Origin of the sequence: Lacimicrobium alkaliphilum, assembly GCF_001466725.1 — a bacterium.
Taxonomy (GTDB): domain Bacteria; phylum Pseudomonadota; class Gammaproteobacteria; order Enterobacterales; family Alteromonadaceae; genus Lacimicrobium; species Lacimicrobium alkaliphilum_B.
On the sequence record NZ_CP013650.1, the window covers coordinates 2,061,065 to 2,074,656 of the forward strand.

12 protein-coding genes are annotated in these 13,592 nt (G+C 50.3%); 8 read left to right on the forward strand and 4 right to left on the reverse strand.

Going from position 1 to position 13,592, the window contains the following annotated elements:
- Positions 1-6 precede the first annotated feature (6 nt).
- From AT746_RS09425 to AT746_RS09435, 3 genes are all read right to left on the reverse strand, one after another.
- Entirely contained in the window at positions 7-1,332 is a 1,326-nt protein-coding gene (locus AT746_RS09425) for a ferric reductase-like transmembrane domain-containing protein (protein ID WP_062479638.1), read from the reverse strand.
- Positions 1,322-3,454, reverse strand: a complete 2,133-nt coding sequence (locus AT746_RS09430; protein ID WP_062479640.1) for an MtrB/PioB family decaheme-associated outer membrane protein — start codon at positions 3,452-3,454, stop codon at positions 1,322-1,324. The genes AT746_RS09425 and AT746_RS09430 overlap by 11 nt, the downstream gene beginning before the upstream one ends.
- Before the next feature lie 87 nt (positions 3,455-3,541).
- Positions 3,542-4,495: a DmsE family decaheme c-type cytochrome gene (locus AT746_RS09435; RefSeq protein ID WP_062479642.1), complete on the reverse strand. Its 954-nt coding sequence runs from the start codon at positions 4,493-4,495 to the stop codon at positions 3,542-3,544.
- Between the two features lie 198 nt (positions 4,496-4,693).
- Between AT746_RS09435 and AT746_RS09440 the strand changes: the two genes are divergently transcribed.
- From AT746_RS09440 to AT746_RS09460, 5 genes are all read left to right on the forward strand, one after another.
- Positions 4,694-5,971 (forward strand): metal-dependent hydrolase family protein, encoded by a 1,278-nt coding sequence (locus AT746_RS09440; RefSeq protein ID WP_082633214.1) that lies wholly within the window; start codon positions 4,694-4,696, stop codon positions 5,969-5,971.
- A 93-nt stretch (positions 5,972-6,064) separates the two neighbouring features.
- A complete protein-coding gene (locus tag AT746_RS09445) occupies positions 6,065-6,907 on the forward strand; it encodes a 23S rRNA (adenine(2030)-N(6))-methyltransferase RlmJ (RefSeq protein WP_062479644.1) in 843 nt (280 codons plus the stop codon).
- Between the two features lie 5 nt (positions 6,908-6,912).
- Positions 6,913-8,745 carry a serine/threonine protein kinase gene (locus tag AT746_RS09450; RefSeq protein ID WP_062479646.1) on the forward strand — a complete coding sequence of 611 codons (1,833 nt, stop codon included), beginning with the start codon at positions 6,913-6,915 and terminating at the stop codon, positions 8,743-8,745.
- A gap of 7 nt (positions 8,746-8,752) precedes the next feature.
- Positions 8,753-9,613, forward strand: coding sequence for an acyl-CoA thioesterase II (gene tesB, locus AT746_RS09455; RefSeq protein ID WP_062479648.1), 861 nt, complete (start codon positions 8,753-8,755; stop codon positions 9,611-9,613).
- The gene (locus tag AT746_RS09460) at positions 9,613-10,134 is read left to right on the forward strand and encodes a gamma carbonic anhydrase family protein (RefSeq protein WP_062479650.1); all 522 of its coding nucleotides are present in this window, start codon (positions 9,613-9,615) and stop codon (positions 10,132-10,134) included. Before tesB ends, AT746_RS09460 begins: the two co-directional genes overlap by 1 nt.
- 275 nt (positions 10,135-10,409) lie before the next feature.
- Here the strand turns inward: AT746_RS09460 and rsmF are convergent, their stop codons facing one another.
- Entirely contained in the window at positions 10,410-11,882 is a 1,473-nt protein-coding gene (rsmF, locus tag AT746_RS09465; protein WP_062479652.1) for a 16S rRNA (cytosine(1407)-C(5))-methyltransferase RsmF, read from the reverse strand.
- Between the two features lie 112 nt (positions 11,883-11,994).
- On the opposite strand from rsmF, the gene AT746_RS09470 reads away from it, so the two are divergent.
- The 3 genes from AT746_RS09470 (at position 11,995) to AT746_RS09480 (ending at position 13,591) form a co-directional block, all read left to right on the forward strand.
- Positions 11,995-12,252 (forward strand): DUF3862 domain-containing protein, encoded by a 258-nt coding sequence (locus AT746_RS09470; protein WP_062479655.1) that lies wholly within the window; start codon positions 11,995-11,997, stop codon positions 12,250-12,252.
- 115 nt (positions 12,253-12,367) lie between these two features.
- Positions 12,368-13,048, forward strand: coding sequence for an SIMPL domain-containing protein (locus AT746_RS09475; RefSeq protein WP_062479657.1), 681 nt, complete (start codon positions 12,368-12,370; stop codon positions 13,046-13,048).
- 78 nt (positions 13,049-13,126) lie between these two features.
- A complete protein-coding gene (locus AT746_RS09480) occupies positions 13,127-13,591 on the forward strand; it encodes a GAF domain-containing protein (protein WP_062479659.1) in 465 nt (154 codons plus the stop codon).
- Position 13,592 lies beyond the last annotated feature (1 nt).

A 13,592-nucleotide genomic window follows, 5' to 3' on the forward strand; every position in this document is an offset into this window, starting at 1 on the left:
TTCTCCTTATAAAAGTACAAATTCTTCAGTGGTGATGCGGTTTAATGGCACACCGGCATCCGTTAATATTCTGCGGCTGCTGTCAATAAGCGGTACCGGACCGCAAATATAAGCTTCTCTGTGGCTAAAATCCGGGCAATGCTGTTTAATAAAACAGCTGGTCAGAGGTCCTTGCTGGTAAAAAAAGTGGGGGGTAAAACTTAGGCCGGAAATACTATCAGACAATTTTTGTAGTTCATCGCCGAATACCAGTCTTGCTTCATCCTGCACACAATAAATGAGATGAATATTCACGTCCTGACTGAGTCTGGCATGGTGTCTGAGCCGTGCCAGAAAAGGGGTGATGCCGATGCCACCGGCAATCCATAACTCCGACTGATCCGGGCTGGCCTTAGGGTCAAAAAAGCGACCATAGGGGCCCTCTACACTGACTTCTGTGTTAATTGCAAGGTTTTGCAATGCCCGGCTGCCATCACCCAGTGCTTTGATGGCCATACGCAGGGTCGGCTCACAAGGCGACGAAGACAGCGTATATGGGTGTTCTTCGTTGTTGCCAGACTCCAGCTCGCGGCAAAAGGGGGTAAAATAAACAAACTGACCCGGCTGGTATTTCAGATGAGCCCGCTGAGGCTGTAGCGTCAGTTCCACCACATTATTCGCAGGGTGTGTAATTTCAGTTACCTTATAGGGCAGGCGACCACGCCAGCGCGAGAATATCCAGCGGTAGCCGATAGCACCAAGGGCCATCAATGCCAGCAAACCCCAGACAATATCTCCCCAATGACCGGGCAGGGTGCGACTGAGCATCAGCGTGTGCACCAAAGCAAATACCACAGTGACACCACTTAAGTTGTGCATCCATTTCCAGCGCTGGTAATCAGGCTTACCGAAAAAGGCAAAAGTCGGGGCCATAAAAATCATTAAGGCGATAAGTGCCACCCAGCCCCAAAGCACGGGTCTTTGTGAAGAGAACAATGTATTCACTGCAGCGTTCAGGGAGATTTCCGCGGCGGCAAAAGCGAGTAATAAGGGATGGGTGAGGATCATCAAAAAGCCAATGGCACCCAGCAGATGATGCAGTTTCCATAATTTAGTCAGTCCGCCAAAGGGTTGATCAAAACCCGGTACCCTGCAACAGAGTATGGCGGCCACCAGCAATAACGCCATCCCCCAGATGCCGGTCAGACGTCCCAGCAGATTCAACAGCGCCCCGGCAGATGAAAAATCTGAGGCAGTGATAAACAACAGGGCTAAAAGGCCGGGCAGAATGGCCAGTGTGAAGGTGATGATTTTACTTTGTGAGAGTACCACTGGTGCTGCCTTAATATTCATATCGATAACTTAAGCCCAACCAGGTCGCCTGATACCGGGGGCTCCGCTGCCCGGGTAACAGAACATTGCTAAGGGTATTCATTGCGACATTATCCAGGGCAAAATCATCGCTGTCGTAGGTCTCCCTGATAAGAGTCAGTGCTGCAGATGATGATGCAGATAAATGATAGCGTGCAGTCAGATTCGCTGTATTTAATTGTGTTTTAAGATCCGGCAGCGGTGCGCTTTGCAAGACGCTGCCATGATGATTGATCATCTCACCGACAGAACGACTGTGGTTAAATGACATTGACAGATCCAGGGTTCCTTGTGCCTGCCAGTCAGAAAAGGCCGGTCTGAGGCCCTGACGTTCCAGGCTAAATCCCAGTGTCTGAAAATCATCGCTGGCACTGACTTGCCAGTTGCGCTGTGGATCGAAAGCTTCAGCCGGAGCAAATCCGCGAAAGGAGCGGCCGGATTGCTGATATTGATAGTTGTCATAGCTATAAAATCCGGAAAGTTGCCAGTCCTTATCGCTGATATAACTGATATTGCCGTTAACCGAGTACATCTTTGAGCTGTTGAGTCCGAAGTGGCCGTCAGGATAGGTATCCTGGTTCCAGCTTAGTTGTGCCCCCAGACTCAGCGAAGTCTGAGGGTACCAGTCCGCTTGTAACGACACGCTATCCCGGTCCCGTTCACTCAGGTAGTACTTGCGCAGTAAGGGATGGTTCTCAAACTCTTCGGCCTCTGTAGTGCCGGGAACATGAGTCTGAATCAGTGGCCGGTTGCCAATATAGTCATCGGTGCGTCGCTGCTGGTGAGAATAACTGACTGCCATCGCCAGTGTCTCAAAGTAATGGCTGCGAAAGCCCAGGCGGATATCATTTTCCCTGGCCCGGGTAATTTCTGAATAATCCCGACGGGTGTCCGTGTAGTGATAACCCGCCTGTAACTGTGTTGCTGTCATTAGCCGCCAGTTCGCCTCGAGGTTTGCCTTACGTTTACTCAGGCTGTAAGGACGATTTAACCTGGCATCGGCAAAGCCCTGCTGATAAGCGGCATCGCCGGCAACCCGCTGGTAGGCTGCCACAGGCGTCTGATTGTCTCTGTCACGGTACGCTAACCTGGCGATCAGATTCAGGCCCGATAAGGGTCGTGAACTCAGGCGCAGATTGAGGTTAGTGGTGTCCACCCTGCCATCCAGCGACTGCATGGGCAGGGAAGCATTAACAATCAGCCGGGAGTTCGCAGTATAGGATAAAAAGCTCTGATTCTGAGATTGGCGTCCCAGTGCGGCATCAAGATAAAGCCGTGTGTAAGGTGTGAAGCGATAACTCCCGTTGACGCGAAACTGATGCGCCTGGTTATCCGGCTCTGTGGCCATCTGATTGATGCCATCAGGGAAACCCACCCCCGCAGCCCACTGAGGATGTTGTCCGAAGGCCGTGGGCCAGATTACTGAGGTCAGGGTATTGTCAAAAAATGAGCCGTGATAGCCCAGTGTCCAGCTTAACCTGCTGCCCAGATATGCCAGAGAAATACTGGCCTGATGGGTCTGATGATCCACTGGTGCCGCCAGTAAAACCGCGCGCACATTGCCACCGCTGGAACCCGTGGCACCGCCAAGGGCCTTGGTCCCTGTGACGCTGTCCCGGCGAAAATCAACATTCAAGGCCCAGTTTTCACCCAGGTTCCGCTGATAATCCAGTTCCAGCCAGTGGCGCTTGTGCCTGAGGCTGACAGGGTTCAGATGATCAGAAACAGAGGTCATGCCCGCAGTGGTGTTATCGTTAACCTGCCAGTTGCCTGGCAAGCTGAATTTTGCCAATCCGGTACTGTAAAAAGGGGTATGGGCATCATCATAGTCATATCCTGATATCTGGCGCCAGTTCAGATCCACTGACTGGTTATCATCAAACTGTCCTTTGAGCATAAAACGTGCAGACGACAGACCGAGTTGATTAGCTCCAATCTGCCATTTATCGGTGTCTGTGAATCCGGGCAAGAGCAGGTCAATATTAACAAATGGCGTGAACCCCAGGTCATTGACACCATGGGAACTGCCAAACTGCCAGGCATCCTGGTCAAGGTATCCGAGACTGGCTTCAATATTCCCCTGCAAAGATTCAGTGGCTTGCACGCACAAACCACTGCTCAGGCATAGCAGGAGCAGGCTTACGCAGTTTGCAGGGAGTGTTCTGTGGGTGAATAGGGTCATCGGCATGCCTTAGCGGGTCAGGCCCGAGCCTGACGGATGATTGCTGCCGTGTACCTGAGAATGACAATTCATACAGTCTTTACCCAGTAAATTAGAGGATGCGCCCCTTGGTGGAATACCGGTACCGCTTTCCTGATTACTCGGATGAAAGGCGGCCTGATGACATTGCTGACACAGAAAAGGCGTTCGGGCGTTGAGTAACGCATTGTGGTTGGAGCCATGGGGTGTATGGCAACTACTGCAATCTTCGGTTACCGGCGCGTGTTCCCATAAAAAGGGACCGCGTTTCTCTGCATGGCAGTCAAGACACTGTTCATTCAGAGTGAAGGCTTTCAGTTCCGCCGGTCCCGGTCCGCCATGGGGTGAATGACAGTCGATGCAGTTCATATGGCCTGAACGCAGCGGGTGGCTGGAGGGGCGCATTATCTGAGCACGCTGGCGCTGATGGCAGTCCATACACTGATTGTTAAGTTGCACAAACTTTTTCATCGCGTCATCCTCCTGATGGATGGTGTGACAGCTGGTGCAGCCCTGTTGACTGAACTCATGGGCACTGCCGGCCCAATAATGCCCGGCCGTATCCTGGTGACAGTCTAAACATACCTCATCGCGCTGCTGAGCAGGCTGATCTGAATTAAAAACCATAGCAGGCGGCGGACGCACCCCATTCACCAGCTTTAAATGACTGGCACTTGGACCATGACAGCTCTGGCAACCCTGCTGGTTGGTCGAAAAAGGGGTGTTTTCAGATGAGGATTGTCCATGCACACTGTGCATCACACTCTCGGCTGGATGGTCACTGTCAGCACCATGGCACATCAGGCACAGCTTTGGATCATTGGGCATATATTCCCGCTCAATATCCGTTGTTTCGCTGCTAATTGAATTGCCGGACAGTATGGTGAAAGCCATAAGCCAACCCGCCAGCCACAATTTTGATGCGCCCTTGCTGAGTATTTTCATTGATTTCCTGTCAAATGATATTCCCCCAAGCATACTAGTACAGAAATTCCTTATCTGTCGGCACAGACGTATTGTTTTTTGAGCTATATCAATAAGAAATGTCTTTGGATAGTGGCTATCTATCTGTTGCTATGTAGATTATGTTATGCAGCTGTTACCTTACCTGGCATTCAGGATTTCAAAGATAAGGGGATTGCTGTGCAACAGCTAAAATATCTGATTTTTACTCTTACGCTGATATGTGTTTTAAACAGTGCAGCATTGGCGGCCACACCGCTGGTCGTCAAAGCCAGTCGTTATCTTGATGTGCAAAGCGGCGAAGTGATTTCTCCCGCTGTCTTTGTTGTTGAAGGAGGACTGATCGCCGGCATAAATCCGCAAAGTCTGCCTGATGATGCCAGAATTCTTGAACTGGGAGACTTAACCCTGTTGCCCGGTTTTATGGATATGCACAGCCACGTCACGCTGGATTATTTTAATGATGATCACTGGACCACTGCGCCGGTAATGGAAACCTCCGCAGACTGGGCGTTACATGGTGTTAAATTTGGTCTTGAAATGCTTGAAGCAGGATTCACCACGGTTCGTGATGCCGGTGGTTTTCCGGGCTTTCCCGATGTTGCCCTGATGCGGGCCATCGATAAGGGGCATGTTGTTGGCCCACGTATGTTCCCGGCTGGTCACTATATTTCCATTACCGGCGGCCATTGCGACATTACCGGGTTCGCGCCTGGGATCCAGGAGCTTGGTCCCAAACAGGGTATAGCTGATGGCAAGGCAGAACTGCTCAAGGCCATTCGTTATCAGGCCAAACATGGTGTCAAAGTGATCAAGGTCTGTGCCACCGCCGGTGTATTTTCAAAAGGTGATAGCCCGGGAGCGCAGCAATATTCTGACGAAGAGTTGAACATTATTGTTGAGGAAAGCTCACGGCATGGTCTTAAGGTAATGGCTCACGCACATGGCAGTGAGGGCATTATGGCGGCGGTAAAAGCCGGCGTTGCCTCCATAGAGCACGGCTCTATGCTGACACCGGAGATTGTTGAGGAAATGAAAGCGCGGGGCACATACTATGTCCCGACAATACATTTAAATGACCTGCCGCTGCCCCCTGAAACACCGAGCTGGACAGTTAAAAAGAATGAATTTCTTAAACCTCATGTGGAAAACAGTTTCAGGCTCGCTCTGAAGCACAACATCAAGATTGCGCTGGGCAGTGATGCAGGGGTGATGCAGCATAAAGATGCTCGTCTGGAATTTTATGCCATGGTTAAACGGGGAATGAGCCCGTTGCACGCTATTCAAAGTGCCACCGTCAATGCTGCAGACTTACTTGGGGTATCTGACCGTGGGCAGTTAAAAACCGGAATGCTGGCCGATATGGTTGCAGTCAGCGGCCACCCCTTAGAGGATATACAAACCCTTGAAGACGTTAAGGTAGTAATCAAAGGGGGCAAGGTTATTAAGGGGGACTGACGGGCTTTGTCAGAAAGCAAAGACCGGCGTGCCAGCAGAGCGGAAATCCCTTAAACTGTCGTCAGTCAGTTAAAACTTAATTGGGATCATTCATTGTTCAGTTACCGTCATGCCTTTCATGCTGGCAATCATGCCGATGTACTGAAACATCTGTGTCAGATGTTATTGCTGGAAAAACTCTGCAGCAAAGATAAGGCTTTTGTTTATATTGACACCCATGCCGGTGCCGGAATCTATGATTTAACCTCTGAACAGGCACAGAAAACCTCAGAGTATCAGGCCGGAATTGATGCCTTATCCGATGCTTCCTGCCAGAACCCTCATATTCGCGCTTATTTAAAACTGGTTGAGCAGTACCGAAAGCAAAATCGCTATCCGGGCTCTCCTGAAATCGCCAGAAGGTTGTGCCGTGCACAGGACAGCCTGCAATTAATGGAGTGGCATAATAACGAAGTACAGCAACTTGCAACAAACTTTAAGCAGCAGAGACGGGTAAAGGTGCATCACCGTGATGGCTTTGAAGGCCTGGTGGCCATCACCCCCCCCAAACCGGCCCGCGGCATGGTGTTGATCGATCCCTCCTATGAACTGGAAACAGACTATCAGGTGCTGCCCGACACCCTGAATAAGGCCTATAAGCGCTGGCAGACCGGCATCTATGCAATCTGGTATCCACTTTTAGCTAGAAAGCGGGATCGCAGTCACAGCATGCTCGAGACGATTCGCCGAGGCCCATATACCTCGGTGCTGGATATTCAGCTCAGTGTGGCGCCACAGGATGAGCAGTTAGGGATGCACGGCTCGGGGATGCTGATTATTAATCCCCCCTGGCAGTTTGACCAGCATATAGAGGCAATGCTGCCTGAGCTGGTAAAGGCGCTGGGGCAGGGCGGTGAAGGAACATATCAGGTTCGCTGGCTGGCACAGCGGGATTAGCATTCATGTCAGTACCGGATTCCCGACTCAAGCATTTTTATATTCCCGATGAACAGTCCATCTATCTGCTCTCTCATCAGGACGCCCAAAAGCTAAAGGACTGGATTAATCTGTGTATAGAGCAACTGGAACTATTGGGCTATAAGAACATCGAGCTGATTGGGAAAGGGGCCTTTGGTTTTGCTTTTGCCGGTGTTAATGAACGCAATCAGCAATTGGTGTTTAAATTTTCCCGTATTAACCTGCCTCAGCATGTTCAGGACAGGCTCGAAGAGGAAGCCTATATGCTCAGTCAGGTGGATCACCCCAGGGTGCCACAACTGGAAGAGTTCCAGCGGATTAAGAAACAGGCGATTATGGTGATGGAGCGGGCCAGGGGCCAGGATCTGGAGCAGGTTTCTCTGCAAAAGGGGCCGCTGCCAGCGCGCTTAGTGGTAAAAATTGCCGTGCAACTGGCCGAATTGCTCTGGAGTTTGCGTCAGCATAAGCACAAAGGCCACATTAAACCTATTGTGCATGGGGATATTAAGCCCTCAAACCTGGTGTTTGATGAAGAGAATGAACAAGTGGCCCTGATAGACTGGGGCTCCTGTGTCTATGCCCAGCTTGATGCCGGGGGGCATTACGTGGGTAATAATGTGATGGATCTGATGTCCAGCGATCTGCAGCAGACCAATGCCAGGCTGGGCGATGTGTATTTTATCGGCGAAGAGCAGCTAAATGGCGCACTTTCCAGTCCCCGCTTCGATGAGCAGGGGGTGGCCAGCACCCTGTATGCACTGGCGTCCGGGCAATCCTGTCGCTTTGGCACCCAGGTGATTACGCCCAATGCACTGGGGTTGCCACAGGAGCTGGCTCAGACGCTGACCGCCATGCTCAGCGACGATGCTGATACACGGCGCAAGGGCGGCGATTATTTTATGCACAACGCCGGTTATTTGCGCAATCTGGTGTTTGCAGATAGCGAAAGTCCTGAGCATCAACCGGTGATCCCCTGCTGGACACACCATGGTGATAAACCTATCGATACCGTGGTCTACAGCTCCAGAAAGTCCTTTTTACGGGCCGAGTCTATCGAAGATGAACTGCGCTACCTGAATGATGAACAGTTTGAACGTTATTATAAAAATTATATGCAAGGCATGGGGCAGACCGAAAAGGCCTTTATTTCTGCGGTGAGTCGTCTCGGCCGTTACCCGGTAGTGGGCGGCCTGGCGGTGCGCTGGCATCCAGAGGGGATTTATATCGATTCGAGCCTGAACCTGCACGATCCTTCAATGAAGTATTCCTTTGAGGTGTCGGTGAACAATGTGGTGACACTGGCACGGGCCATTCACAGGGTCGGAGTATTTAAAAGCTGTATGTTTAATGCCCGGGATACATTGCATCTGGAGCGCACGGATGTGCAGCAACCCTTTATTCCTGAGCCCGGTATGGCGATCCCCTATGAGGTCAGTCGTATCTCTGTGGAAGAGGCACAAAGTCGTATGCATTCCTACTTTGAAGATGGCGATGACCCGGACGAATTACTTAAACTTCCTCCGGAGATACTGGCTATTCTCAGTGAGTTAAATGATATTCACCACACAGGTTGTATTATCTTTGAAGCACTGGAAACCCATCTCAAGGTACACAGTTACTACACTTTGCTGGATCACAGTAAAGAGAAGCGGTTCCGCAACCTGTTAAAACAACTTATCGGCCATATACCCCAAATAGAAGGGGTAGGCATATCCGGTTTTATGAAGCTGCCCTATAAAGATACCCGCTTTTTTGAGCACATGGCGTCTCTGCCCGATAAGTTTTATCCTCGTAACCCCTTAGAAATGAGATCCTAAAAGCATGATGAATTCTGTACAACTGAGTGAATTACTGACCCTGGAACGACTGGAAAAGGGCCTGTATCGTGGCCTGAGCTGGGATCTGGGATTTCGTGCCCTGTTTGGCGGCCAGGTGATGGGCCAGGCTCTGGCTGCCGCACAGCAAACTGTTGAGGCAGATCGCGTCGCCCATTCCATGCATTGCTATTTCTTGCTGCCCGGTGATGCCAATCAGTCCGTGGTCTACGACGTTGAATTTATTCGCGATGGACGCAGTTTCTGTACCCGGCGGGTCAAAGCTATTCAGAACGGCAGAACGATTTTTTATATGACCGCTTCATTTCAGATCAAAGAACAAGGCCTGACCCATCAGCACGGGGATATGCCGCAAGTACCGGAGCCGGAGAGTCTGGAGCCGGATATTCGCTTTTATGAAAATGTGCTGGACAAGCTGCCTGCCAATATGGTGGAAAAGCTGGCTTATCATCGCCCCATAGACATGCGTACGGTGCAGGCCATAAATCCTATGAAGCCAAAGGTTGCGCCACCTACCCGCAACGTGTGGATGAAAAGTGTCGAATCATTGGGTGATGAACTGAATACCCATCAAACCACCTTAACCTACGCCTCTGATTACTATTTTCTGGTCACGGCTTTGCAGCCTCACGGTATGTCCATCATGCATCCGAATATCCGTATGGCGACCATTGATCATGCCATGTGGTTCCACCGCCCGTTTCGGTTCGATGACTGGTTGTTGTATTGCATGGAGAGTCCATTTTCTGGTGGCTCAAGGGGATTTGCCCGGGGCCAGATTTTTAATCGTCAGGGCGAACTGGTGGCGTCAACTATGCAGGAAGGCCTGATGCGCAAGGTGGAAAAATAATGTTATATGCTCTGGATACAAAACAGCCCACCCTGGCAAAAAATGTGTATATCGCCCCGGGCGCTCATCTCATCGGTGATGTAAGACTGGGGGAGAATGCCTCAGTCTGGTTTAATGCGGTGATCCGTGCCGATAATCATGAAATCATCATTGGCGCCAGAACCAATATTCAGGACGGCGCCATCCTGCATACCGATGAAGACGTACCCTTAACCCTGGCCACCGGTGTTACCGTCGGTCACAAAGCCATGTTACATGGCTGCGTGATAGATGATTACAGTCTTATCGGCATTAATGCGGTGATACTCAATGGCGCCAGTATCGGTAAACACTGCCTGATAGGGGCCAATGCCCTGATCACCGAAAACATGCAGATCCCTGATCGCAGTCTGGTGGTGGGCAGCCCTGCTAAAGTGATTCGTCAGCTTAATGATCAGCAGTGCAGGATGCTGGAGGCCTCAGCGGCACATTATGTAGAGAATGCCAGGCGCTTTGATCTTAATCTGAAGCGAACCAGCTAAAAAAAGGCCCAGAGAACCGGGGAGGTTCCTGGGCTTAGGGGAATGGCTCGTATTTGAGCCGTGCGCTAACTTTTAAGGCCTGGAAAAACGGAAAATTTTGTCACCATTGCTCAAGCCGGACTGTAATTGTAGAACAAGCCTGAATGTTTTTTAAACAATTTTCTTATTTAAATAAATTATGTATTAAAAACATGATTTTATAATATCAGTATAAGACATCCTGCAAGCTTGTAATCACAACTTCTGCAGAGTTTATCCACAGCATTATGCCCAGCTTATTCCATAGGTTCAGGGTATAAGTTGTGGGGCTGGCCATCAGCGGACCAGTCAGGCAGGTTATCTCTGACCAGCTCACGGGGCAGGGTGTTTTTTATCTTCAACCCTAAACCTTTTGCCAGACCCACCGGGGTATTTTGCCAGGTTAAAAGTAACTCTCCTTGCGGTGGCTTAGTGTCTGCCGTGAGGTCCCGGCCCTGGTAGTACTGGCGCAGTTGATCTGTGCTGAGGGCCAGACACTGACGGGTAAAGTTCATGCCCAGCGCCATGGCGGCATCATGGCTTAACCGAAAACCGGATTTATGCCGACTGGCGATTTTCAGACCGACACGCTGGAAACGGAACTGGCCGAGCAGGTTTTCTGTCTGTTGGGGAAACAACCAATAATCCTGCTCTTTGATAAAAAGCCTGGACTCTTCAGGAAGTCTGCAACCGAACTGCCCGGTCAGATAGTCATTAAGTTGCTGTTGTTGCTTTTTACTCGCCGGGGAAAAGGGCAGTTGTGCCTTTCTGGGAGCAGGAAGTTGAAGACCAAGATCACGGGTTTTGCGAAATCGGGCAACAAAAAAGCCTTCGCTGTTAAACAGCTGCGGCCAGATATGCAGATATCCTTGTTCGGTGACGGCCTTCTCTGCACCAGGGAAAAGCTTATCCAGGGCTTCCACCTCTACCGAATCGGCATATCTGTCCAGAAGATACTGGCAAACAGACTGGTTCTCCTGCTGATTCAGGGTACAGGTGGAATAGACCAGGCAGCCGCCTGGCTTTAGTGCTCTGAAGGCACTGTCAATTAATTGCTCTTGCAGTGCGCTGATGGAGTCAATGGATGCCTGAGACCAGTTTTTTAGTGCGTCGGGATCTTTTCTGATGGTACCTTCGCCGCCGCAGGGCGCATCCAGTAATACTGCATCAAAGGTTTGCGGTAACCAGTCGCCAAACACCTTACCATCAAAATGACTGATAGCCGTATTACGTACACCCAGCCGCTGCAGCACTGCTGCCAGAGATTTAATCCGGCTTGCCGCCAGCTCATTAGCAACCAGCAAACCATTGTTATGCATCAGGGCGCTTAGTTGTGTGGTTTTTGAGCCTGGTGCGGCCGCCATATCAAGGACTCTTTCAGGTAACGCGTTACCGATAAGCGCCTGCGGTGGCAGCATAGAACTGGCTTCCTGAATATAAAAAAGCCCGGCCAGATGCTCTGGTGTGCTCCCCAGGGGGGCCATGTGTTCCTGCTGTTGTGGGCGCTCCAGCCAGAATCCCTCTGAGCACCATGGAACAGGGGTAAGGCGCCAGTTTTGTTGTTTCATTCGCTGACAAAAATCCTGCACGCTGATCTTCAGCGTATTGACCCTGATACTCTTGCGCAACGGGGCTTTGCAGGCCTGAATAAATCCGTCCATGGACAAAGAGTCAGGCATAATCTCAGCCATGTGATTTAAGAAGGTATCCGGAAGATAGGGTAAAGACATAAATAACAAGCCTTAAGAAGCAAGGGGCTATTATACCTAAAATTAAACATGGTTGGTTGCAGGGCCTGGTCTGGGGTAAACTCTTGTAAAATATCAGCCTGGAATCAGCACAATGAAAAAGTTACTCGTCGGCTCCTTGTTAGTGTTATTGGCAGCCTGCTCCAAAGTTAACATGGAGTCTTATGACCAGATTAAGACCGGCATGTCCTATACCGAGGTTAAAAAGGTGTTGGGTGAAGCAGATAAATGTGAAGATAAATTAGCCAATACCCAGTGTATCTGGGGAGATGAAGACAAGCATATTAAAGTAAACTTTGTCGCCGATGCGGCGGTTTACTTCGACCATAAAGGGCTGATACCGGGCCAATGAGTAGTTGTGACCAGCGTGACTGATATGCTCACAAGTAATTCATCATAGGTTCAGTTGCCATGGAGACAATGCAAGACTGAATCAATGATTGATGAATCGCTCAATGGAGAAGCTTATGAAAACAATCCTTATTGCACTATCCCTGCTTGTAATAGGTATCCCGGCACAGGCACAACAACCGCAGCCACAGCAAATCAGGGTGGTAGGTCAGTCCAGCGTCAGCAAAGTACCGGATTTATTCCATTTCAGTCTGTATATCGAAGAAAAGGGGCCTGTGATCAATAAACTGAATGACAGTCTCACGGATAAAACCGGCCGTATTATCAAAAGTTTGCTGGATCAAGGCGTCGAGGAAAAAGATATCGCGTCAATGCAGGTACAATTGCAGCCCTGGTATGAACACAGAAACGGCATGACAGAACAAAAGGGGTTTGTGTTGTCCCGCACCGTGCATATCAGTCTCAGAGCGTTGAAGTTATACGATAAGGTACTGGATTCAGTGTTTAAAATCGGTGCTACGCGTATGGACGGTTTTGAATATGGCTTTGACGATCCGCAGAGCCTGTACCTTCGAGCGCTGGAGCTGGCTGTTGAGGATGCCCGCGTTCGCGCCGAGAAGCTCGCCGCTGCGGCCGGTGTGAAGGTTGGCAAGGTCACCTCAATCAACGAAGTGTCGCAGTATCGTCCTGTAGCGAAAATGGCCGAATCACGCATGCGTATGCAAAGTGATGTCAGCATGCCAGGGCAACAGACCATTGATGCCAGAATCGAAGTGCAATTTGAGCTGGTTCAATGATTCTTGTGGAACCGGTAATTTTTTTATGTCCCCTGACCGGGGCGTGTTAAACCATTTAAATAGGCAGTAGAAGTATTTATGCCAATAGCTAAACCGCAGTTGTACGCCGAGATCACTCAGCAAGCCGGGGCCCTGATCGAAGGAGAGCAAGACTTAATTGCTAACCTGGCGAATCTCAGTGCTTTACTATGGATGCGTTTACCTGAAATTAACTGGGCAGGGTTTTATCTTTATAAAGATGAGCAACTGGTACTGGGACCGTTTCAGGGCAAACCGGCCTGTGTGCGTATTCCCATGGGGCGTGGCGTTTGTGGCACCGCGGCCAAGCTGGGAGAGGCTCAGTTGGTTGAAGATGTTCACCAGTTTGAAGGCCACATCGCCTGTGACAGCGCCTCTAATTCGGAAGTGGTAATCCCTTTCTACCGGGGCGGTGAACTCCTGGGAGTGCTGGATATCGACAGCCCTGTTACCGGGCGTTTTGACCAGCAGGATTTACAGGGTTTGCAACAGCTTGTGGATACGCTGCAGGAGAACCTGATTTGAA